Source organism: Pseudomonas sp. CFII64, from assembly GCF_000416235.1.
GTDB lineage: Bacteria > Pseudomonadota > Gammaproteobacteria > Pseudomonadales > Pseudomonadaceae > Aquipseudomonas.
In genome coordinates this window covers 1-21,815 of the sequence record NZ_ATLO01000012.1, presented here as the reverse complement: position 1 = coordinate 21,815, position 21,815 = coordinate 1, and the positions used below count along the sequence as shown (strand labels likewise).

Genomic DNA, 21,815 nt, shown 5'->3' with positions numbered 1-21,815 from the left:
CAAACACCGCAGTGGCGTCAGGCAAAATGATGTCGGCAAATCCGACGCCTTCGCGGGCAAGCCTCGCTCCAACGAACACCCTCTGACTGACAGTCCATTACTAGTTGCAACTTGCTGTTGTAATAAAGACTCATTGTTCTGCGTATTCTATTGAAAACCGGCAATCGACATCAAATGATACTTATTATCATTTAGCAATCAATCTTTGTTCCTTACATTTTACAGGAAACATTATTAACCAAAACCCTGCCAATGCCCGCCCCGCCTGCCCCCAAGCCGATACCCCTGTGCGCAAGTGATTAATTCGCCAAATTAATTTGATGTAGAAAATTTACTTGCTAACTGTTTACCCATAAAATCACCGCGATCGATGTCGCTGCGACATATAGTCACTGCCTATACTCTATTCAAGCCCAGAGACCTTTGATCTCTGTCAAGGAAATCCAGCATGCACGAACCGACAGGATTGATTGCCCACAACTGGGGCTTCGCCATTTTCCTTTTAGGTGTTGTCGGCCTCTGCGCCTTCATGCTTGGTGTCTCCAGCCTTCTGGGCAGCAAAGCCTGGGGCCGTAGCAAAAACGAACCGTTCGAGTCCGGCATGCTGCCCACTGGCAGCGCCCGCTTGCGCCTTTCGGCAAAATTCTATCTGGTCGCGATGCTATTCGTGATCTTCGACATTGAAGCCCTCTTTCTCTTTGCCTGGTCTGTGTCCGTCCGCGAAAGCGGCTGGACCGGATTCGTCGAAGCACTCGTTTTCATAGCAATTCTGTTGGCAGGTCTTGTCTACCTATGGCGGGTTGGAGCGCTGGATTGGGCTCCTGAAGGTCGCCGTATTCGGCAAGCGAAGCTGAAACAATGAGGCTTTGGCGATGCAATATAATCTCACCAGGATCGACCCGGATGCTCCCAATGAAGAGTATCCAATCGGCAAGCGGGAAACTGTTTCCGATCCGTTAGAAGACCAAGTCCACAAAAACATCTACATGGGCAAGCTGGAAGACGTGCTGAACGGTGCGGTCAACTGGGGGCGTAAAAACTCCTTGTGGCCGTACAACTTCGGCCTGTCGTGCTGCTATGTGGAAATGACCACCGCCTTCACGGCGCCCCACGACATCGCCCGCTTCGGCGCCGAGGTTATCCGGGCATCGCCGCGTCAGGCGGATTTCATGGTTATTGCCGGGACCTGCTTCATCAAGATGGCGCCGATCATTCAGCGCCTCTACGAGCAAATGCTCGAACCTAAATGGGTCATTTCCATGGGTTCGTGTGCTAACTCCGGTGGCATGTATGACATTTATTCCGTGGTTCAGGGCGTGGACAAGTTCCTGCCCGTGGATGTCTATGTGCCTGGCTGCCCGCCCCGCCCCGAAGCATTTCTGCAAGGCTTGATGCTGTTGCAGGAATCCATCGGCCAGGAGCGTCGCCCTCTGTCCTGGGTCGTCGGTGAACAAGGCGTGTATCGCGCCGAGATGCCGTCGCAAAAGGAACAGCGCCGCGAACAGCGAATCGCAGTGACCAATCTGCGCAGCCCCGACGAAGTCTGATCCAGTTCTGTTCCTTATAAAGAGACGAGAACCTGGCTTCATTCTTTACGTTGACCGAAAGCGATAAAAAAATCATGACTACAGGCAGTGCTCTGTACATCCCGCCTTACAAGGCTGACGACCAAGATGTCGTCATTGAACTGAACAACCGTTTTGGCGCCGAAGCGTTCAGCGCCCAGCCGACCCGCACTGGCATGCCTGTGCTGTGGGTCGAGCGCGCGCGGTTGATCGAAGTGCTGACGTTCCTGCGTCAGCTGCCCAAACCCTACGTCATGCTGTACGACCTGCATGGCATGGACGAACGCCTGCGCACCAAGCGTCAAGGCTTGCCAGGTGCCGACTTCAGCGTTTTCTACCACTTGCTGTCGATCGAGCGTAACAGCGACGTGATGATCAAGGTTGCCTTGTCCGAGAGCGACCTGAGCGTGCCGACGGTGACGGGCATCTGGCCAAACGCCAACTGGTACGAGCGCGAAGTCTGGGACATGTTCGGTATCGACTTCCCCGGTCACCCGCACCTGACCCGGATCATGATGCCGCCGACCTGGGAAGGTCACCCGCTGCGCAAGGACTTCCCGGCCCGTGCCACCGAATTCGACCCGTTCAGCCTGACCCTTGCCAAGCAGCAACTGGAAGAGGAAGCCGCGCGTTTCCGTCCGGAAGACTGGGGCATGAAGCGTTCCGGCACCAACGAAGACTACATGTTCCTCAACCTGGGCCCGAACCACCCTTCGGCCCACGGTGCGTTCCGCATCATCCTGCAACTGGACGGTGAAGAGATCGTCGATTGCGTCCCCGACATCGGTTACCACCACCGTGGTGCCGAGAAGATGGGCGAGCGTCAGTCCTGGCATAGCTTCATCCCGTACACCGACCGGATCGACTACCTCGGCGGCGTGATGAACAACCTGCCGTATGTGCTCTCGGTAGAAAAACTGGCTGGCATCAAGGTGCCGGAGAAAGTCGACGTCATCCGTATCATGATGGCCGAGTTCTTCCGGATCACCAGCCACCTGCTGTTCCTGGGGACTTACATCCAGGACGTGGGCGCCATGACGCCGGTGTTCTTCACCTTCACCGACCGGCAAAAAGCCTACACCGTGATCGAAGCCATCACCGGTTTCCGTCTGCACCCGGCCTGGTATCGCATCGGTGGCGTCGCACACGACCTGCCACGCGGCTGGGAGAAACTGGTCAAGGATTTCGTCGAGTGGATGCCCAAGCGTCTGGACGAATATCAAAAGGCAGCTCTGGACAACAGCATCCTGCGCGGCCGAACCATCGGCGTCGCGGCGTACAACACCAAGGAAGCGCTGGAATGGGGCGTCACGGGCGCCGGCCTGCGCTCCACCGGTTGCGATTTCGACATCCGCAAGGCGCGGCCTTATTCGGGTTACGAGAACTTCGAATTCGAAGTGCCGCTGGCCGTCAATGGCGATGCCTATGACCGCTGCATCGTGCGCGTCGAAGAAATGCGCCAGAGCATCAAGATCATCGAGCAGTGCATGCGCAACATGCCGGAAGGCCCGTACAAGGCGGATCACCCGCTGACCACGCCGCCGCCCAAAGAGCGCACGCTGCAACACATCGAAACCTTGATCACGCACTTCCTGCAAGTTTCGTGGGGCCCGGTCATGCCAGCCAACGAATCCTTCCAGATGATCGAAGCGACCAAGGGCATCAACAGCTATTACCTGACGAGCGACGGCGGCACCATGAGCTACCGTACCCGGATCCGCACTCCAAGCTTCCCGCATCTGCAACAGATCCCTTCAGTGATCAAAGGCAGCATGGTCGCGGACTTGATCGCGTACCTGGGTAGTATCGATTTCGTTATGGCCGACGTGGACCGCTAAGCATGAATAGCCCGCTTATCCAGACAGACCGTTTCGCCCTCAGCGAAACCGAGCGCTCGGCCATCGAGCATGAGCTGCATCACTACGAAGACCCGCGTGCGGCGTCTATCGAAGCCTTGAAAATCGTGCAGAAGGAACGCGGCTGGGTGCCTGACGGTGCGATTTATGCCATCGGCGACCTGCTGGGCATTCCCGCCAGTGACGTCGAAGGCGTGGCGACGTTTTATAGCCAGATCTTCCGCCAGCCGGTTGGCCGCCACATCATCCGCGTCTGCAACAGCATGGTCTGCTTCATTGCCGGTCACGAATCAGTGGTCGAAGAAATCCAGAACTCCCTGGGCATTGCGCCGGGCCAGACCACTGCCGACGGGCGCTTCACCCTGTTGCCGGTCTGCTGCCTGGGCAACTGCGACAAGGCTCCGGCCGTGATGGTCGACGATGACACGTTCGGTGACGTGCAGCCTTCGGGCGTTGCCAAGATGTTGGAGGGTTACCCATGACCATCACTTCCTTCGGCCCCGCCAATCTGATTGCGCGCACGGCAGAAACCCATCCACTGACCTGGCGCCTGCGCGATGACGGCGAGCCGGTCTGGCTCGACGAATATCAGGCCAAAGACGGTTATGCAGCGGCCCGCAAGGCATTTGCCGAGCAGTCGCCTGATGAAATCGTGCAGTCCGTGAAGGACTCCGGCCTCAAGGGTCGCGGCGGCGCAGGCTTCCCCACGGGGGTGAAGTGGGGCCTGATGCCCAAAGACGAATCCATGAACATCCGCTACCTGTTGTGCAACGCGGATGAAATGGAACCCAACACCTGGAAAGACCGGATGTTGATGGAACAGCTGCCGCACCTGTTGGTGGAAGGCATGCTGATCAGTGCGCGGGCCTTGAAAGCCTATCGCGGCTACATCTTCCTGCGTGGCGAATACGTCACCGCCGCCAAGCATTTGAATCGCGCCGTGGCCGAAGCCAAGGCCGCAGGCCTGCTGGGCAAGAACATTCTCGGCACCGGCTTTGACTTCGAACTGTTCGTCCACACCGGCGCCGGGCGTTACATCTGCGGTGAAGAAACCGCGCTGATCAACTCCCTGGAAGGCCGTCGCGCCAACCCGCGCTCCAAGCCGCCCTTCCCCGCCGCTGTTGGCGTGTGGGGCAAGCCGACCTGTGTGAACAACGTCGAAACCCTGTGCAACGTGCCGGCCATCGTTGGCAACGGCAACGACTGGTACAAATCCCTGGCCCGCGAAGGCAGTGAAGACCACGGCACCAAACTGATGGGTTTCTCCGGCAAGGTGAAAAACCCCGGCTTGTGGGAACTGCCTTTCGGCGTGCAGGCACGCGAGCTGTTCGAAGACTACGCGGGCGGCATGCGTGACGGCTTCAAGCTCAAGTGCTGGCAGCCAGGCGGCGCCGGCACCGGCTTCCTGCTGCCCGAACACCTGGACGCGCAAATGTACGCCGGCGGCATCGCCAAGGTCGGCACCCGGATGGGCACCGGCCTGGCCATGGCGGTCGACGACAAGGTCAACATGGTTTCGCTGCTGCGCAACATGGAAGAGTTCTTCGCCCAGGAGTCGTGCGGTTTCTGCACACCTTGCCGCGATGGCTTGCCGTGGAGCGTGAAGATTCTGCGCGCCATCGAGAAAGGTCACGGTCAGCCGGGGGATATCGAAACCCTGCTGGGCCTGGTGAACTTCCTCGGCCCTGGCAAGACCTTCTGCGCCCACGCACCGGGCGCGGTGGAACCTCTGGGCAGCGCGATCAAATACTTCAGGCCTGAATTCGAGGCAGGTATAGCGCCAGCAGAGTCGGGCAGCCTGACCCAGGTCATCAGCCCGACTCTGGTTGGCGCATAACAAGACAGACCGGTCGGCGGCCCACAAGGCTGCCGTCCTTATCCGACTGCGCCATGACTGGCTGTTTGAGTTGGATAGCACCGAGATTCCATTAGCCACGCCCGTTGACAGCGGGCCAACGAAGAACTTTGAACCATGGCCACTATCCACGTAGACGGCAAAGCGCTCGAAGTCGACGGTGCAGACAACCTGTTACAGGCTTGTCTGTCCCTGGGCCTCGACATCCCTTATTTCTGCTGGCATCCCGCCCTTGGCAGCGTTGGCGCTTGTCGCCAGTGTGCGGTCAAGCAGTACACCGACGAGAACGACACCCGTGGTCGCATCGTCATGTCCTGCATGACACCCGCCACCGACAACACCTGGATTTCCATCGAAGACGATGAATCCAAGGCCTTCCGCGCCAGTGTCGTCGAATGGCTGATGACCAACCACCCGCACGACTGCCCGGTCTGCGAAGAAGGTGGTCACTGTCATTTGCAAGACATGACCGTGATGACCGGCCACAACGAGCGCCGTTATCGCTTCAGCAAACGCACTCACCAGAATCAGGACCTGGGCCCGTTCGTTGCTCACGAGATGAACCGTTGCATTGCCTGCTACCGCTGCGTGCGCTTCTATAAAGACTACGCGGGCGGCACTGACCTCGGCGTATTCGGCGCCCACGACAACGTGTACTTCGGTCGCGTTGAAGACGGCACCCTGGAAAGCGAGTTTTCCGGCAACCTCACCGAGGTCTGCCCGACCGGTGTATTTACCGACAAAACTCACTCCGAGCGCTACAACCGCAAGTGGGACATGCAGTTTTCGCCGAGCATCTGCCACGGCTGCTCAAGTGGCTGCAACATCAGCCCGGGTGAGCGTTACGGCGAGATCCGCCGCATCGAAAACCGCTTCAATGGCTCGGTAAACCAGTATTTCCTGTGTGACCGTGGTCGTTTCGGCTACGGCTACGTGAACCGCGAAGACCGCCCTCGCCAGCCGCTGCTGGCTGACGGCCAGGTCAAGCTGAGCCTGGATGGCGCCCTGGACAAGGCCGCCGATCTGCTGCGCGGTCGCAACATTGTCGGCATCGGCTCACCGCGTGCCAGCCTGGAAAGCAACTTCGCCCTGCGTGAACTGGTCGGCGCCGAGCATTTCTATTCCGGTATCGAAGCCGGTGAACTGGAGCGTCTGCGCCTGATCCTCAAGGTGCTCAACGACAGCCCGCTGCCCGTTCCAACGATGCGGGATATCGAAGACCACGACGCGATTTTCGTGCTCGGCGAAGACCTGACCCAAACCGCTGCGCGCATGGCTCTGGGCTTGCGTCAGGCTGTGAAAGGCAAGGCTGAAGACATGGCTGCGGCGATGAAAGTCCAGCCGTGGCTCGACGCCGCCGTGAAAAACATCGGCCAGCACGAGCTGAACCCGTTGTTCATCGCCAGCCTGGCTGAAACCAAGCTGGATGACATCGCTGAAGAATGCGTTCATGCAGCCCCGGACGATCTGGCCCGCATCGGTTTCGCCGTCGCCCACGCACTGGATGCCAGCGCCCCGGCCGTTGAAGGCCTGGACAGCGAAGCACTGGCATTGGCGCAGCGTATTGCCGATGCACTGCTGGCCGCCAAGCGTCCACTGATCATTTCCGGCAGTTCGCTGGGTTCGACCGCATTGATCGAAGCCGCAGCCAACATCGCCAAGGCACTGAAACTGCGCGACAAGCAAGGCTCCATCAGCCTGATCGTGCCGGAAGCCAACAGCATGGGTCTGGCGATGTTCGGCGGTGATTCCGTCGACGCCGCGCTGCAAGCCGTAATTTCCGGCAAAGCCGACGCCATCGTGGTTCTGGAAAACGACCTGTACCGTCGCGTTGATGCGGCTACGGTCGATGCCGCATTGAATGCCGCCAAAGTGGTGATCGTTGCGGACCACCAGAAAACCGCGACCAGCGAACGTGCTCACCTGATCCTGCCAGCCGCGAGCTTTGCGGAAGGCGACGGCACGCTGATCAGCCAGGAAGGCCGCGCCCAGCGCTTCTTCCAGGTCTTTGATCCGACTTATCTGGATGCCAGCATTCTGGTTCACGAAGGCTGGCGCTGGCTGCATGCGCTGCGCTCGACCCTGCTGAACAAGCCGGTGGACTGGACTCAACTCGATCACGTCACCGCTGCCTGTGCTGCAAGCACGCCGCAACTGGCCGGGATCGTCAACGCTGCGCCGTCCGCTTCGTTCCGCATCAAAGGCCTGAAACTGGCGCGCGAACCGCTGCGCTACAGCGGCCGGACTGCAATGCGCGCCGACATCAGCGTGCATGAGCCGCGTACTTCCCAGGACAAGGACACGGCGTTCGCGTTCTCCATGGAAGGCTACTCGGGTTCGGTCGAGCCTCGTCAGCAAGTGCCATTCGCATGGTCTCCGGGCTGGAACTCGCCGCAAGCCTGGAACAAGTTCCAGGACGAAGTCGGTGGGCATTTGCGTGCAGGCGATCCAGGCACTCGCTTGATCGAAAGCACCGGCGACGCTCTGACCTGGTTCGCCAGCGTACCGGGCGCATTTTCCCCGGCGCGTGGCACCTGGCAAGTGGTGCCGTTCTATCACCTGTTCGGCAGCGACGAAACTTCGTCCCTGGCCGCGCCAGTGCAGGAACGCATTCCGCAGGCTTACGTGGCGCTCGCCAAATCCGAAGCTGATCGCCTGGGCGTCAATGACGGCGCCTTGCTGAGCTTGACCGTCGCTGGCCAGACCTTGCGTCTGCCGCTGCGCATCAACGAAGAGCTGGGTGCCGGGCTTGTCGCATTGCCAGCCGGTCTGGCCGGCATTCCGCCTGCCGTGTTCGGCAAAACCGTTGATGGTCTGCAGGAGGCAGCGCTATGACCTGGTTCACACCTGAAGTGGTCGACGCGATCATCTCGGTAGTCAAGGCGATTGTCATCCTGCTGGCCGTGGTGGTCTGCGGCGCATTGCTCAGCTGGGTCGAGCGTCGTTTGCTCGCCCTCTGGCAGGATCGTTACGGCCCGAACCGGGTTGGCCCGTTCGGCGCCTTCCAGATTGCCGCCGACATGATCAAGATGTTCTTCAAGGAAGACTGGACGCCGCCGTTCGCCGACAAGGTGATCTTCACCCTGGCGCCGGTGGTGGCCATGAGCGCTTTGCTGATCGCCTTTGCCATCATCCCGATCACGCCGACCTGGGGCGTAGCGGACCTGAACATCGGTTTGCTGTTCTTCTTCGCCATGGCCGGTCTGTCAGTGTATGCGGTGCTGTTCGCCGGCTGGTCGAGCAACAACAAGTTCGCCCTGCTCGGTGCGCTGCGTGCCTCGGCACAAACCGTGTCCTATGAAGTGTTCATGGGCCTGGCATTGATGGGCATCGTGGTTCAGGTCGGCTCGTTCAACATGCGCGATATTGTTGAATATCAGGCGCAGAACCTGTGGTTCATCATTCCGCAGTTCTTTGGCTTCTGTACGTTCTTCATCGCAGGCGTGGCAGTGACTCACCGTCACCCATTCGACCAACCGGAAGCCGAGCAGGAACTGGCCGATGGTTATCACATCGAATATGCCGGTATGAAGTGGGGGATGTTCTTCGTTGGCGAATACATCGGGATCGTGCTGATCTCGGCGTTGCTGGTGACCCTGTTCTTCGGCGGGTGGCATGGTCCGTTCGACATTCTGCCGTCGCTGTCGTTTGTCTGGTTCGCCCTGAAGACCGCGTTCTTCATCATGCTGTTCATCCTGCTGCGCGCCTCGATTCCGCGCCCGCGTTATGACCAGGTGATGGATTTCAGCTGGAAATTCTGCCTGCCGCTGACCCTGATCAATCTGCTGGTGACCGCCGCGGTCGTGTTGCTGAACACGCCCGCTGGCGTGGCTCAGTGAGGATATAAACCATGCTCAAGTATTTGTTCAATATCGTGCATGGCACCTACACCCAGCTTCGCAGCCTGGTGATGGTGTTCTCACATGCATTCCGCAAGCGTGACACGTTGCAGTACCCGGAAGAGCAGGTATACCTGCCGCCGCGTTACCGTGGTCGCATCGTCCTGACCCGTGATCCCGACGGCGAAGAGCGTTGCGTAGCGTGCAACCTGTGCGCGGTCGCCTGCCCGGTCGGCTGTATCTCGCTGCAGAAAGCCGAGACGGATGACGGCCGCTGGTATCCGGAGTTCTTCCGCATCAACTTCTCGCGTTGCATTTTCTGCGGCCTGTGCGAAGAAGCCTGCCCGACCACCGCAATCCAGCTGACACCGGATTTCGAAATGGCCGAGTTCAAGCGTCAGGATCTGGTCTACGAAAAGGAAGATCTGCTGATCTCCGGCCCCGGCAAGAACCCCGACTACAACTTCTATCGCGTCGCCGGCATGGCCATCGCTGGCAAGCCTAAAGGCTCTGCGCAGAATGAAGCCGAACCGATCAACGTCAAGAGCTTGCTGCCTTAAGGAAGAAAGATGGAATTCGCTTTCTATTTCGCATCGGGTGTCGCTGTGGTGGCCACTTTAAGAGTGATCACTAACACCAACCCGGTGCACGCCCTGCTCTACCTCATCATTTCGCTGATCGCCGTGGCGATGACATTTTTCAGCCTCGGCGCACCTTTTGCCGGCGTACTGGAAGTCATCGCTTATGCAGGCGCGATCATGGTGCTCTTCGTCTTCGTGGTGATGATGCTCAACCTGGGTCCGGCTTCTGTTCAGCAGGAACGCACCTGGCTCAAGCCCGGCATCTGGATCGGCCCGGTCATCCTCGGCGCGCTGTTGCTGGCTGAACTGCTGTACGTGCTGTTCAGCAATTCAACCGGCGCCAGCATCGGCCACACCACTGTCGACGCCAAAGCGGTCGGTATCAGTCTGTTTGGACCGTATCTGCTGGTGGTGGAACTTGCCTCGATGCTGCTGCTCGCTGCAGCGGTCACGGCGTTCCATCTGGGCCGTAACGAGGCGAAGGAGCCAAGCCAATGAATGCAATCCCTCTGGAACACGGCCTGGCTGTCGCCGGTATCCTGTTCTGCCTCGGTCTGGTCGGCCTGATGGTGCGCCGCAACATACTCTTCGTGCTGATGAGCCTGGAGATCATGATGAACGCGGCCGCTCTGGCGTTCGTCGTTGCCGGTAGCCGCTGGGCGCAGCCGGATGGACAGATCATGTTCATCCTGGTGATCAGCCTGGCCGCCGCCGAGGCCAGTATTGGCCTGGCGATCCTGATGCAGCTGTATCGCCGCTTCCACACTCTCGATATCGACGCTGCCAGCGAGATGCGCGGATGAACCTTCTCTTTCTGACTTTCGTATTCCCCCTGATCGGTTTTCTGCTGCTGTCGTTCTCTCGCGGACGCATCTCGGAAAATCTCGCGGCGCTGATCGGCGTCGGCTCCATCGGGCTGTCGGCCATTGTTTCGGCCTGGGTCATCTTCCAGTTCAATGTTGCGCCGCCTGATGGTGGTCACTACACCCAGGTGCTGTGGCGCTGGATGGCTGTGGATGGCTTCGAACCGAACTTCGCGCTGTATCTGGACGGTCTTTCCGTCACGATGCTGGGCGTCGTGGTCGGTGTCGGCTTCCTGATCCACCTGTTTGCATCGTGGTACATGCGTGGTGAAGCGGGCTACTCACGCTTCTTCGCGTACACCAACCTGTTCATCGCCAGCATGCTGTTCCTGATTCTGGGCGATAACCTGTTGTTCCTGTACTTCGGCTGGGAAGGCGTGGGCCTGTGCAGTTATCTGTTGATCGGTTTCTACTACAGCAACCGCAACAACGGTAACGCCGCACTCAAAGCCTTTATCGTGACCCGGATCGGCGATGTGTTCATGGCCATCGGCCTGTTCATCCTGTTCCAGCAACTGGGCACCCTCAACGTGCAAGAGTTGCTGGTGCGGGCGCCGGAGCACTTCAAGGTCGGCGACTTCTGGATTGTCCTGGCGACGCTGATGTTGCTCGGCGGTGCAGTCGGTAAATCCGCACAACTGCCGCTGCAAACCTGGCTGGCGGATGCGATGGCCGGTCCTACTCCGGTTTCGGCACTGATCCACGCCGCAACCATGGTCACCGCAGGCGTCTACCTGATTGCCCGTACCCACGGCCTGTTCGCGCTGGCCCCGGACATCCTGCATCTGGTCGGCATTGTCGGCGGCGTAACCCTGGTACTGGCGGGTTTTGCGGCACTGGTGCAGACCGACATCAAACGTATCCTCGCCTATTCGACCATGAGCCAGATCGGCTATATGTTCCTGGCGCTGGGCGTTGGTGCCTGGGAAGGCGCGATCTTCCACCTGATGACGCACGCTTTCTTCAAGGCGCTGCTGTTCCTTGCGTCCGGTGCGGTCATCGTTGCCTGCCACCACGAGCAGAACATCTTCAAGATGGGCGGCCTGTGGAAGAAACTGCCACTGGCCTACACCAGCTTCATCGTCGGTGGCGCGGCGCTGTCCGCCCTGCCACTGTTGACCGCCGGCTTCTACTCCAAGGACGAAATTCTCTGGGAAGCCTTCGCCAGCGGTAACCATGCGCTGCTGTATGCAGGTCTGGTCGGCGCGTTCATGACTTCGCTGTACACCTTCCGCCTGATCTTCATCGCCTTCCATGGTGAAGCCAAGACCGAAGCCCACGCAGGTCACGGTATCGCTCACTGGCTGCCATTGTCGGTGCTGATCATTCTGTCGACCTTCATCGGTGCCATGATCACTCCGCCACTGGCTGATGTATTGCCGCAAAGCGTCGGCCATGCCGGCGGCGACGCCAAGCACAGTCTGGAAATCGCTTCGGGTGCCATCGCCCTGGCCGGTATCCTGCTGGCTGCCTTGCTGTTCCTCGGCAAGCGCCGTCTGGTTACTGCCATCGCCAACAGCGGTCCGGGTCGTTTCCTCTCGGCCTGGTGGTTCGCGGCATGGGGCTTTGATTGGGTTTACGACAAGTTGTTCGTCAAACCTTATCTGGCTATCAGCCATGTGCTGCGTGGCGATCCGCTGGATCGCACCATTGGTTTGATCCCACGTCTGGTCAAGGGGGGTCATGACGTCATGAGCCGCACCGAAACCGGCCAACTGCGTTGGTACGCTGCTTCGATCGCCGTAGGTGCCGTATTGGTACTCGGCGCCGTCGTTGTGGTTGCGGTCTGACATGAACCTTGCGAATTTGCGAAAGGAATTGAGCCCGTCATGATTCTGCCTTGGCTAATCCTGATCCCCTTTATCGGCGGCCTGCTGTGCTGGCTGGGTGAGCAATACAGCTCCACCCTGCCGCGCTGGATTGCGCTGCTGACCATGTCCCTCGAACTGGCCCTGGGCCTCTGGTTGTGGAGTACTGGCAACTTCAGTTACGCACCGGCTCCCGGCGTCGACCCAACCTGGGCGCTTGAATTCAAGCACCTGTGGATCTCGCGCTTCGGTATCAGCGTGCACCTGGCGCTGGACGGCCTGTCGCTGCTGATGATCCTGCTCACCGGCCTGCTCGGCATTCTGTCGGTGCTGTGCTCGTGGAACGAGATCCAGCGCAAGGTCGGGTTCTTCCACCTGAACCTGATGTGGATCCTGGGCGGCGTCATTGGTGTGTTCCTCGCCATCGACCTGTTCATGTTCTTCTTCTTCTGGGAAATGATGCTGGTGCCGATGTATTTCCTCATCGCGCTCTGGGGTCATAGCTCATCGGACGGCAAGAAGACCAGAATCTACGCTGCGACCAAGTTCTTCATCTTCACTCAGGCCAGCGGCCTGATCATGTTGGTGGCGATCCTCGGTCTGGTGCTGGTCAACTTCAACCAGACCGGTGTGATCACCTTCGATTACGCCACGCTGCTGAAGACCCAACTGGCACCGGGCACCGAATACATCCTGATGCTGGGCTTCTTTATCGCCTTCGCGGTGAAGCTGCCGGTCGTGCCTTTCCACTCCTGGCTGCCGGACGCTCACGCCCAGGCACCCACAGCGGGTTCGGTCGATCTGGCCGGTATCCTGCTGAAAACCGCCGCTTACGGTCTGTTGCGCTTCGCCCTGCCGTTGTTCCCCAACGCATCGGCCGAGTTCGCGCCCATCGCGATGGTGCTGGGTCTGATCGGCATTTTCTACGGTGCCTTCCTGGCCTTCGCCCAGACCGACATCAAGCGTCTGATCGCGTTTTCCAGCGTGTCGCACATGGGCTTCGTCCTGATCGGTATCTACTCCGGCAGCCAGCAGGCACTGCAAGGTGTCCTGATACAGATGATTGCCCACGGCTTGTCGGCAGCGGCGCTGTTTATCCTCAGCGGTCAGTTGTACGAGCGTATGCACACCCGGGATATGCGTGAAATGGGCGGTTTGTGGTCGCGCATCGCTTATCTGCCGGCGATCAGCCTGTTCTTCGCGGCTGCCTCTCTGGGTCTGCCGGGAACCGGTAACTTCGTCGGTGAATTCCTGATCCTGCTGGGCAACTTTGTCGCCTCACCATGGATCACGGCAATCGCCACTTCCGGTCTGGTGTTTGGCTCCGTCTACTCGCTGATCATGATCCACCGCGCCTACTTTGGCCCGTCGAAATCGGACGAGGTTCTCAAAGGGATGGACGCACGGGAACTGATCATGGTGCTGGGACTTGCCGTATTGCTGGTGGTGCTCGGGGTTTACCCGCAGCCGTTCCTCGATACTTCGGCAGCGACCATGCATGGCGTGCAGCAATGGCTCGGCACCGCCTTCACTCAACTCGCTTCGGCCCGGTAAGAGCGCTATGGACCTGACGATTCAACACTTTATTGCGCTTGCGCCGCTGCTGATTACCAGCGCCACGATTGTCGTGGTGATGCTGGCAATCGCGTGGCGTCGCAATCACTCGCAAACATTCCTGCTGTCCGTTGCAGGCCTGAACCTGGCACTGCTATCGATCTACCCGGCACTGAAAGTTGCCCCGCTGGTCGTCACGCCGCTGCTGCACATCGACAGTTTCGCCTGCCTGTACATGGCGCTGATCCTGGCGTCGACCCTGGCCTGCGTGACCATGGCCCACGCCTACCTCGGCGATGGAAAGGTCGGCTACCCCGGCAATCGCGAAGAGCTTTACCTGCTCATCCTGATGGCCGCTGCCGGTGGCATGGTTCTGGTCAGCGCGCAGCATCTGGCTGGCTTGTTCATCGGTCTGGAATTGCTGTCGGTGCCGGTGTACGGGCTGGTGGCCTATGCCTTCTTCAACAAGCGCTCGCTGGAAGGCGGCATCAAGTACATGGTCCTGTCAGCCGCAGGCTCAGCGTTCCTGCTGTTCGGCATGGCGCTGCTGTACGCCGAAGCCGGCACCCTGAGCTTCGACGGGATTGGCAAGGCGCTGGAAGCCACAGGCCTGCCGAGCCCGCTCGCAAGCCTGGGCCTGGGCATGATGCTGGTCGGTCTGGCGTTCAAACTGTCGCTGGTGCCTTTCCACCTGTGGACGCCGGATGTCTACGAGGGCGCCCCTGCCCCGGTAGCGGCCTTCCTGGCAACTGCCAGTAAAGTCGCAGTGTTTGCGGTACTGGTGCGTTTATTCCAGATTTCCCCGGCGGCCAGCAGCGGTGTGCTGCATGACGTACTGGCGGTAATCGCCGTTGCGTCGATCCTCGTGGGCAACCTGCTGGCACTGACTCAGACCAACCTCAAGCGTCTGCTGGGTTATTCGTCCATCGCGCACTTTGGCTATCTGATGATCGCACTGGTTGCCAGCAAAGGCATGGCGGTTGAAGCGATTGGTGTTTACCTGGTGACCTACGTCATCACTACTCTGGGCAGCTTCGGCGTCATCACCATGATGTCCTCGCCTTACAGCGGTCGTGATGCCGACGCGATGTTCGAGTACCGCGGCCTGTTCTGGCGCCGTCCGTACCTGACTGCCGTGATGACCTTGATGATGCTGTCCCTGGCGGGCATTCCGCTGACGGCGGGCTTCATCGGCAAGTTCTACATCATTGCCACCGGTGTTGAAGCGCACCTGTGGTGGCTGACCGGCTCGTTGATCATTGGTAGCGCCATTGGCGTGTTCTACTACCTGCGCGTGATGGTGACCCTGTATCTGGTTGACTCCAAACTGCCGCGGCACGATGCGCAGTTCAACTGGGCACAACGCACTGGCGGCGTAATGCTGCTGGCCATCGCTATCCTGGCGTTCGCGCTCGGGGTTTACCCACAACCCCTGCTTGACCTGGTATTGCACTCGGGCCTGCAAGTCCCGAGCTGATCCACCAGGCATAAAAAAACCTGCTCCCGTGAGCAGGTTTTTTTTGGTCAACGCAAAGCTAGCCCGGCAAGCGTACGGTTTTCTTGGCCCCGACGAACAGCCCCCAGGTCGACATGAATAGCGCAGCGACCATCGGACCGATAACGAAGCCGTTCAGGCCGAATACGGCCATGCCACCCAGGGTCGAGATCAGGATCAGGTAGTCCGGCATTTTAGTGTCCTTGCCCACCAGAATCGGGCGCAGGACGTTATCGACCAGACCAATCACGAAGACCCCGAATAGCGAGAGCACCACGCCCTGCCAGATCATGCCGCTGAGCAGGAAATACGCCGCAACTGGCGCCCAGACGATTCCCGCCCCGACCGCTGGCAACAGCGACAGGAACGCCATGATGACCGCCCACAGCAATGCGCTGGGGATATCGAGACTCCAGAAGATAAACCCGCCCAAAGCGCCCTGAGTGATCGCCACCACGACGTTGCCTTTGACCGTGGCGCGAACCACCCGAGTGAACTTCAGTTGCAAGCGGCGCTTCTGTGGCTCTGCCAGTGGCACGGCGATGCGAATCTTGCGGACCAGATCCTGGCCGTCGCGCAGAAAGAAGAACAGCAGATACAGCATGATGAAAAAGCTCACCACGAAATCAAACGTGCCCTGCCCGAAGCTGAAGGCCTGAGTGGCAAGGTACTGGCTGCCTTGCATAGCGCCTTTGGCAATCTTGTCACGCAGACCATTAAGATCGCCCATGCCGAGGCGATCAAGCCAGTGCTGCAAGTACGGCGGCAGCAGTTCCTTGAATTCAGCCAGATAGCTGGCGATATCCAGCTCCCCGCTTTCCACGTTTTTGTACAACGTGGCGCCCTCTTGCACCAGCAACGCACTGATGACAATGACTGGCAGAATGGCTATCACCAGGCAAATCAACAGCGTGCACAAGGACGTCAGGTTGCGCTGCCAGTTCAATCGCAGCAGCAACCGACGTTGCAGGGGAGCAAAGATGATGCCGAGGATCACAGCCCAGAATACCGCTCCGTAAAACGGCAGCAGGATCCACACGAAGGCGATGGTGACCAGCACCAGCAGCATCAATAAGGTTTTGTATTGCAACGTGGTTTCGTTCATGTCCTGTCCATGTCAGAGGCCCGCGAATCGACGGGCCTAGTGCTTAGTCCGCCAATCCACGGGCAAGTGCCATCATCCTGGCAATCAGCGAACTGATTGCCGGAGGACGGTGGAAACCAAGCCTGGAGAGGAGCGAATCAGGACAGGACGCGTCCCGGCGGGATCAGACGCGGAACTGGTTTACCAGCGCGCCCAGGCGACGGCCAAGGTCATCCAGATTGCGAGAGGTTTCAGCGCTCTGGCGGGTCTCATCGGCCACGACGTCCACTGCCGAAGCGATCTGGTGCACGCTGCGATTGATCTCTTCGGCCACGGCGGTCTGCTCTTCGGCTGCACTGGCAATTTGCGCGTTCATCGAATTGATGGTGCCGATCAACTGGCCGATCGTATCCAGAGAGGCGCCAGCCTGATTCGCCTGCACGGAAGTGCCATCGCCAGCCTCACTAGAGCGGCGCATGGCATCGACTGCGGTCTGAGTGCCCTTTTGCAGTCGATCAATCATCCCCTGAATTTCCTGGGTGCTTTGCTGAGTGCGACTGGCCAGGGCGCGCACCTCATCAGCCACCACCGCAAACCCACGTCCTGCTTCCCCGGCCCGCGCGGCTTCAATAGCGGCGTTGAGAGCCAGCAGGTTGGTCTGTTCAGCGATAGAGCGAATCACGCCGAGTACGCTGACAATTGACGAAACATCCTGCTGCAGGCTGTCCAGAGACGTACCGCTATTTCGGATATCTTCCACCAACGCATGAATCTGCTTGATGCTGCCGTCCACCACTCGCTTGGCAGATTGACCTTGCTCATCGGTCTGCTGCGCGGCGACCGATGCGCCCTGCGCACTCTTGGCCACTTCCTGGGCTGCGGCAGACATTTCATTGATCGCAGTGGCGACCTGATCCGTTTCGTGTCGCTGGCGTTCCATTGCCTGTTCGGACCGCTGCGCCTGGCTGGAAACCTGACTGACAAGCCCGTTCAATTGTGTCGTCATACCCGCGATCTGCTGCACCAGACCATGGATCTTGTCGACGAAGCGGTTAAAAGACCCGGCAAGGTCGCCGAGCTCATCCTGGCTGGTAATCGTCAGGCGGCGAGTCAGGTCACCCTCCCCCGCTGCGATGTCATCAAGATTGGCTTTCATCAAGCGAAGCGGGCGCAATAACGTACCGGCCAGAACGGTCCCTACCGCGGTGATGATGACCAGAACCAACATTGCGATGCCAATAATGCTCAGCAACATCTCCTGCAGACGTGCTTCGACACTTTTCTCGACCACCGCGACTTGAGCGTCGATGCCATCCAGATTTACCGATGACCCGACCGCCATGTCCCATTTCGGTAGATATTCGGTATAACCCAGCTTCGGCAACAACTCGGTCTTGCCCGGCAGCGGTGATGAATAAAGGAGGTAATGCGTACCGGCTTTGGCGACGGCAACCAGTTCGTTGTTGACAAAAACGCCGTTGGGATCGCGGGCGTCCTTGAAGCTCTTGCCAATGCCGTCCGGACTACTGGCCTTGAACAGGCGCACCGATTGCGAATCGTAACCGAAGAAGTAGCCGTCTTTGCCATAGGTGATATTGGAGAGCAACTTGATGACCTGCGCGCGCGCAGCATCGTCACCCGGCGCAGCAGCATCGTAGATCGGCTTGATAGTGGTCATGGCGACCGCGACATAACTTTGCAGGGTCGACTTGGCTTCGGCAAGCAAGCGCTCCCGCGTCTCACTGACCTCGCGCTTAGCCTGTTCGCGGAGCATGACGACGGTCGCGACGCTGATCACCAGCGCAAATATCAGCACCGGCAGCACCGCCAGCGAAAGTACTTTGGCTTTCAGGCTAATACGCATAGAGCTCCAGAAATCAGTTTGTTTTTATTGGGTAAGCTGCAGTTAACCTGTTTAACGGCCATTCGCCCGAAAAGTTGAGAATCCTCCGAATTGTTTGTAGGACCAAACGGTTATCGACGCAGGAGTTTCGTATAGCCTCAGAGCAAGGCTGGGCCCGGCGGCAGATCGATACGCACCTGTAATCCGCCAAGCGGACTTTCCAGCAACCGGAGCTCGCCACCCCAGGCGTGGATAATGTCTCGCACAATGCCCAGGCCCAATCCATGCCCGGTGATTTGCTCATCCAGCCGGGCGCCGCGGCTGAACACTTCCTCGCGTCTGGATTCAGGAATCCCTGGACCATCATCTTCAACCAACAAACAAAAACCCTGCTCTTGCTCGGCAATGGTCAGCAGCACCTCGCTGTCAGCCCACTTGCAAGCGTTATCCATCAGGTTACCGAGCAGTTCCAGAATGTCTTCACGATCCCAAGGCAGAAATAGGCCATCGGCCACTTGGGTCGACAGCTCCAGATGATCGCCGTGAATCATGCGCAATGTCGCCAATAGCCCGCCCAGCTCTGCATCGCAGTCGAAACGCGCGCCGGGCAGCGCATCTCCGGACAAGCGTGCCCGATTGAGCTCGCGAACCAACCGCTGCTCAATGTGCTCCAGCTGTTCGCGCAAGGTATTGCGCAACGCGGGGTAAGCATCAAGCTGGGAATTCGATGCCAGACTGACAAGCACAGCCAGCGGAGTCTTAAGCGCATGCCCGAGGTTACCCAAGGCATTACGGGAGCGCTTGAGACTGTCCTCGGTGTGAGCGAGCAAATGATTGATCTGCGCAACCAGCGGCTCCAGCTCAAGCGGCACCTCGCTATCAAGCTGCGATCGCTTGCCCTGCTGCAACTGGAATATCTGCTTTCGAACGTTCTCCAATGGCCTTAATGCGCGACGCACGGTAATACGCTGTAGCACTAGAATGACCAGCAGCGCTGCAAGGCCGAGCCCTAGGCCAAATTGCTGTACACGCTGAAAACTTGCTCTGACGGGGGTGTAATCCTGTGCGACGGTGATCGAAATAGACTGCCCGAACTTGCGATATTCGGTGTTGAGCAACAGCAGGGATTGGCCGGTCGCGCCCAACTCCAGATTGGCATGCAGCCCGACGCCGTCGAGCTTGGGCAATTCAAGATCCCACAGCGACCTGGACCGCCAGTGCCCTTGTTCGAAGTCCAGGCGAAAGTAATGACCCGAGTAAGGTCGCTGATACGCCGGGGACAAGCGATGTTCATCAAGTTGCAAGCCGGTGGGTCCACGCACCAGCGCAACCAGCAGGTTTTCGCTCTCATTGCGCAACCCGGCTTCCAGATAACGCTGCAAACCGACTTCAAACAGCCACAGGCTGGTTTGCGCCAGGATCGAGCATACGACCACCATGACGCTGATCAGGCCAAGACTGAGACGCCCTTGAATAGACTTCAAACAGGCGCTCCACCGAATAGATAACCCTGGCCCCGGCGGGTTTCTATGACAGCCTTGCCAAGCTTGCGACGCAGGTGATTGACATGCACTTCGATGACATTGGAATCACGCTCGTTTTCGCCGTCATACAAATGTTCAGCCAAATGGCTTTTGGACAGGATCTGTTCGGGGTGAAGCATGAAGTAGCGCAGCAGTCGGAACTCTGCGGAAGTCAGCTGGATATCTACGCCATCAGTGCTGACGCTTTGCCGTCCCTCATCAAGATGAAGACCCGCCGATTCCAGACGAGGTTGATTGGCAAGGCCATGGGAGCGCCGCAACAGCGCCTGGATGCGCAGCTGCAACTCTTCGGGATGAAATGGCTTGGTCAGATAATCGTCTGCCCCGGCCTTCAGTCCTTCGATACGCTCAGACCATGATCCCCTGGCGGTCAGAATCAACACCGGAATGACGAGGCCTGAAGCGCGCCACTGCTCAAGCACCTGCAAACCCGGAAGGCCGGGAAGCCCCAGATCCAGCACGATCAAATCGTACGGCTCACTCAGACCCTGATGCACTGCATCGCGTCCATCAGCCAGCCAGTCCACGGCGTACCCTTGCTTGCCCAGGCCGGCAAGTAGCTCATCAGCCAATGGGACGTGGTCTTCCACCAGTAACAAGCGCATCAGTCATCTTCCTCGTCTTTCAACAGTCGGCTGTCACGCGCGTCGAACTTCAGTTCACGGACAACGCCTTCCCTGGTCAACACCTCAAACTCATACACATAGACGCCATGTTTCTCTTCAAGCTCGGCTTCGAGCAGCCTGGCGCCGGGGTAACGCCCCAAGGCTAAATCGACGAATTGTTCGAGGGGCAGAATGACACCTGCCTGGCGCAAGGTCAGTGCTTCGTCCTGATCAAGATCTCTAGCTTGGGCAGCGGCGTACACCAGCATCAGGCCACAGACGACTACGAGACGCTTTTCAACTGTCATCTACTTGTCCTGATGGTCCTTGAGTATGGTGCCATTGGTGGCATCTAGCTCCACGTCCCACTCAATACCTTGCGCATCACGCAAGTCGACCTGATAAACGTGTTTACCGTACTCCTCGTCCAACTCACTATCAGTAATGGTGGCGCCGGGGTGCGTAGCCAGCGCTGCGGCCTCCAACTGTTCCGTTGATTGAATAATGCCGGCGGTGCGCAGCTTTGCCGCCTCCTCCTGACCAATATCCCGGGCGGAGGCCAAACCGGCAGAACAGATGAACAAAGCGGCAGTGAAAAGGGTTAACGATGTCTTCATTATTGATCTCCACTGAGACATATTTTCCAGACTCAGAGGATACCCCCGTCAACTTAATTGAACCTGAATCTGTCTGGCCAGAGGCCATCAGCACAAATTTCAGACCACCATTGATGCAGAACGCGGGCTCATTGGTATCTCGAACCGGAGACTGGATGCGGTTTTAAACGCATCCGTCAAGCCATTGCTGATAAACTCGTCGCCTGCAAGTATCGCTACGGCGATCACCATTTTAAGAGTTGATTGATTGTGGAAATTTTCAAAGAGTTTACCTTCGAGTCTGCCCATCGTCTCCCCCACGTTCCCGAGGGCCACAAGTGCGGCCGCCTGCACGGGCATTCGTTCCGGGTAGCAATCTATCTAGCTGGCGATGTCGATCCACACACCGGGTGGATACGTGACTTTTCCGAGATAAAAGCAATCTTCAAGCCTCTTTACGAGCGCCTCGATCACAACTATCTGAACGATATTCCAGGCCTCGACAATCCAACCAGCGAAAACCTGGCGAAATGGATCTGGAACGAGCTGAAGCCACTGCTGCCGGAACTCTCCGCCATTCGCATCCACGAGACATGCACGAGCGGGTGTGAGTATCGCGGAGACTAATCCTGCGCTAGTGAGAAGCCACCCAATGAGGTGGCTTTTTTTATGTCTGCGATTTAATGATTCACAAATCGAGCAGACAAACAAAACCCCTGAACGCGTA

The 21,815-nt window shown here is 58.6% G+C and carries 20 protein-coding genes and 1 pseudogene; 14 read left to right on the top strand and 7 right to left on the bottom strand.

Annotated elements, in window-relative coordinates; genetic code table 11:
* Window positions 1-448 precede the first annotated feature (448 nt).
* The 13 genes from CFII64_RS07600 to nuoN all read left to right on the top strand — a co-directional run bounded on the left by CFII64_RS07600 (window position 449) and on the right by nuoN (window position 15,398).
* Entirely contained in the window at window positions 449-862 is a 414-nt protein-coding gene (locus CFII64_RS07600; RefSeq protein ID WP_020290205.1) for an NADH-quinone oxidoreductase subunit A, read from the top strand.
* Window positions 863-872: 10 nt separating this feature from the next.
* The gene (locus CFII64_RS07595) at window positions 873-1,547 is read left to right on the top strand and encodes an NADH-quinone oxidoreductase subunit B family protein (protein WP_020290204.1); all 675 of its coding nucleotides are present in this window, start codon (window positions 873-875) and stop codon (window positions 1,545-1,547) included.
* Between the two features lie 74 nt (window positions 1,548-1,621).
* A complete protein-coding gene (nuoC, locus tag CFII64_RS07590) occupies window positions 1,622-3,403 on the top strand; it encodes an NADH-quinone oxidoreductase subunit C/D (protein ID WP_020290203.1) in 1,782 nt (593 codons plus the stop codon).
* Between the two features lie 2 nt (window positions 3,404-3,405).
* A complete protein-coding gene (gene nuoE, locus CFII64_RS07585; protein ID WP_020290202.1) occupies window positions 3,406-3,903 on the top strand; it encodes an NADH-quinone oxidoreductase subunit NuoE in 498 nt (165 codons plus the stop codon).
* A complete protein-coding gene (nuoF, locus tag CFII64_RS07580; RefSeq protein WP_020290201.1) occupies window positions 3,900-5,258 on the top strand; it encodes an NADH-quinone oxidoreductase subunit NuoF in 1,359 nt (452 codons plus the stop codon). The genes nuoE and nuoF overlap by 4 nt, the downstream gene beginning before the upstream one ends.
* Before the next feature lie 135 nt (window positions 5,259-5,393).
* On the top strand, window positions 5,394-8,111 hold the full coding sequence (gene nuoG / locus CFII64_RS07575; protein ID WP_020290200.1) for an NADH-quinone oxidoreductase subunit NuoG: 2,718 nt from the start codon (window positions 5,394-5,396) through the stop codon (window positions 8,109-8,111).
* Entirely contained in the window at window positions 8,108-9,115 is a 1,008-nt protein-coding gene (nuoH, locus tag CFII64_RS07570) for an NADH-quinone oxidoreductase subunit NuoH (protein WP_020290199.1), read from the top strand. Before nuoG ends, nuoH begins: the two co-directional genes overlap by 4 nt.
* 11 nt (window positions 9,116-9,126) lie before the next feature.
* Window positions 9,127-9,675 (top strand): NADH-quinone oxidoreductase subunit NuoI, encoded by a 549-nt coding sequence (gene nuoI, locus CFII64_RS07565; protein ID WP_020290198.1) that lies wholly within the window; start codon window positions 9,127-9,129, stop codon window positions 9,673-9,675.
* 9 nt (window positions 9,676-9,684) lie between these two features.
* Window positions 9,685-10,194, top strand: a complete 510-nt coding sequence (gene nuoJ / locus CFII64_RS07560) for an NADH-quinone oxidoreductase subunit J (protein ID WP_020290197.1) — start codon at window positions 9,685-9,687, stop codon at window positions 10,192-10,194.
* Window positions 10,191-10,499, top strand: coding sequence for an NADH-quinone oxidoreductase subunit NuoK (gene nuoK / locus CFII64_RS07555; RefSeq protein WP_020290196.1), 309 nt, complete (start codon window positions 10,191-10,193; stop codon window positions 10,497-10,499). Before nuoJ ends, nuoK begins: the two co-directional genes overlap by 4 nt.
* Complete coding sequence (gene nuoL / locus CFII64_RS07550; RefSeq protein ID WP_020290195.1) at window positions 10,496-12,349, top strand: NADH-quinone oxidoreductase subunit L; 1,854 nt, start codon at window positions 10,496-10,498, stop codon at window positions 12,347-12,349. Before nuoK ends, nuoL begins: the two co-directional genes overlap by 4 nt.
* Window positions 12,350-12,388: 39 nt before the next feature.
* The gene (nuoM, locus tag CFII64_RS07545) at window positions 12,389-13,921 is read left to right on the top strand and encodes an NADH-quinone oxidoreductase subunit M (protein ID WP_020290194.1); all 1,533 of its coding nucleotides are present in this window, start codon (window positions 12,389-12,391) and stop codon (window positions 13,919-13,921) included.
* 7 nt (window positions 13,922-13,928) lie between these two features.
* On the top strand, window positions 13,929-15,398 hold the full coding sequence (nuoN, locus tag CFII64_RS07540; RefSeq protein ID WP_020290193.1) for an NADH-quinone oxidoreductase subunit NuoN: 1,470 nt from the start codon (window positions 13,929-13,931) through the stop codon (window positions 15,396-15,398).
* Window positions 15,399-15,456: 58 nt separating this feature from the next.
* On the opposite strand, the gene CFII64_RS07535 is transcribed toward nuoN, so the two are convergent.
* The 7 genes and pseudogenes from CFII64_RS07535 to CFII64_RS07510 all read right to left on the bottom strand — a co-directional run bounded on the left by CFII64_RS07535 (window position 15,457) and on the right by CFII64_RS07510 (window position 21,109).
* Window positions 15,457-16,521, bottom strand: coding sequence for an AI-2E family transporter (locus CFII64_RS07535; protein ID WP_020290192.1), 1,065 nt, complete (start codon window positions 16,519-16,521; stop codon window positions 15,457-15,459).
* 163 nt (window positions 16,522-16,684) lie between these two features.
* On the bottom strand, window positions 16,685-17,440 hold the full coding sequence (locus tag CFII64_RS30480; RefSeq protein ID WP_371106425.1) for a methyl-accepting chemotaxis protein: 756 nt from the start codon (window positions 17,438-17,440) through the stop codon (window positions 16,685-16,687).
* A 102-nt stretch (window positions 17,441-17,542) separates the two neighbouring features.
* Window positions 17,543-18,274, bottom strand: a pseudogene (locus CFII64_RS30475) (cache domain-containing protein); the annotation flags it as partial.
* A 227-nt stretch (window positions 18,275-18,501) separates the two neighbouring features.
* Window positions 18,502-19,827 carry a sensor histidine kinase gene (locus CFII64_RS07525; RefSeq protein ID WP_020290190.1) on the bottom strand — a complete coding sequence of 442 codons (1,326 nt, stop codon included), beginning with the start codon at window positions 19,825-19,827 and terminating at the stop codon, window positions 18,502-18,504.
* Window positions 19,824-20,492 (bottom strand): response regulator transcription factor, encoded by a 669-nt coding sequence (locus tag CFII64_RS07520; RefSeq protein WP_020290189.1) that lies wholly within the window; start codon window positions 20,490-20,492, stop codon window positions 19,824-19,826. Before CFII64_RS07520 ends, CFII64_RS07525 begins: the two co-directional genes overlap by 4 nt.
* Entirely contained in the window at window positions 20,492-20,800 is a 309-nt protein-coding gene (locus CFII64_RS07515; RefSeq protein WP_020290188.1) for a PepSY domain-containing protein, read from the bottom strand. Before CFII64_RS07515 ends, CFII64_RS07520 begins: the two co-directional genes overlap by 1 nt.
* A complete protein-coding gene (locus tag CFII64_RS07510; RefSeq protein WP_020290187.1) occupies window positions 20,801-21,109 on the bottom strand; it encodes a PepSY domain-containing protein in 309 nt (102 codons plus the stop codon).
* A gap of 249 nt (window positions 21,110-21,358) precedes the next feature.
* On the opposite strand from CFII64_RS07510, the gene queD reads away from it, so the two are divergent.
* Window positions 21,359-21,715 (top strand): 6-carboxytetrahydropterin synthase QueD, encoded by a 357-nt coding sequence (gene queD, locus CFII64_RS29255; RefSeq protein ID WP_080290856.1) that lies wholly within the window; start codon window positions 21,359-21,361, stop codon window positions 21,713-21,715.
* Window positions 21,716-21,815: the final 100 nt, after the last annotated feature.

Excerpts from the sequence above, each read along its gene's own strand:
- CFII64_RS07600 (WP_020290205.1), top strand. The coding sequence starts at position 449 with ATGCACGAACCGACAGGATTGATTGCCCACAACTGGGGCTTCGCCATT.
- CFII64_RS07595 (WP_020290204.1), top strand. The coding sequence starts at position 873 with ATGCAATATAATCTCACCAGGATCGACCCGGATGCTCCCAATGAAGAG.
- nuoC (WP_020290203.1), top strand. The coding sequence starts at position 1,622 with ATGACTACAGGCAGTGCTCTGTACATCCCGCCTTACAAGGCTGACGAC.
- nuoE (WP_020290202.1), top strand. The coding sequence starts at position 3,406 with ATGAATAGCCCGCTTATCCAGACAGACCGTTTCGCCCTCAGCGAAACC.
- nuoF (WP_020290201.1), top strand. The coding sequence starts at position 3,900 with ATGACCATCACTTCCTTCGGCCCCGCCAATCTGATTGCGCGCACGGCA.
- nuoG (WP_020290200.1), top strand. The coding sequence starts at position 5,394 with ATGGCCACTATCCACGTAGACGGCAAAGCGCTCGAAGTCGACGGTGCA.
- nuoH (WP_020290199.1), top strand. The coding sequence starts at position 8,108 with ATGACCTGGTTCACACCTGAAGTGGTCGACGCGATCATCTCGGTAGTC.
- nuoI (WP_020290198.1), top strand. The coding sequence starts at position 9,127 with ATGCTCAAGTATTTGTTCAATATCGTGCATGGCACCTACACCCAGCTT.
- nuoJ (WP_020290197.1), top strand. The coding sequence starts at position 9,685 with ATGGAATTCGCTTTCTATTTCGCATCGGGTGTCGCTGTGGTGGCCACT.
- nuoK (WP_020290196.1), top strand. The coding sequence starts at position 10,191 with ATGAATGCAATCCCTCTGGAACACGGCCTGGCTGTCGCCGGTATCCTG.
- nuoL (WP_020290195.1), top strand. The coding sequence starts at position 10,496 with ATGAACCTTCTCTTTCTGACTTTCGTATTCCCCCTGATCGGTTTTCTG.
- nuoM (WP_020290194.1), top strand. The coding sequence starts at position 12,389 with ATGATTCTGCCTTGGCTAATCCTGATCCCCTTTATCGGCGGCCTGCTG.
- nuoN (WP_020290193.1), top strand. The coding sequence starts at position 13,929 with ATGGACCTGACGATTCAACACTTTATTGCGCTTGCGCCGCTGCTGATT.
- CFII64_RS07535 (WP_020290192.1), bottom strand. The coding sequence starts at position 16,521 with ATGAACGAAACCACGTTGCAATACAAAACCTTATTGATGCTGCTGGTG.
- CFII64_RS30480 (WP_371106425.1), bottom strand. The coding sequence starts at position 17,440 with ATGGAACGCCAGCGACACGAAACGGATCAGGTCGCCACTGCGATCAAT.
- CFII64_RS07520 (WP_020290189.1), bottom strand. The coding sequence starts at position 20,492 with ATGCGCTTGTTACTGGTGGAAGACCACGTCCCATTGGCTGATGAGCTA.
- CFII64_RS07515 (WP_020290188.1), bottom strand. The coding sequence starts at position 20,800 with ATGACAGTTGAAAAGCGTCTCGTAGTCGTCTGTGGCCTGATGCTGGTG.
- CFII64_RS07510 (WP_020290187.1), bottom strand. The coding sequence starts at position 21,109 with ATGAAGACATCGTTAACCCTTTTCACTGCCGCTTTGTTCATCTGTTCT.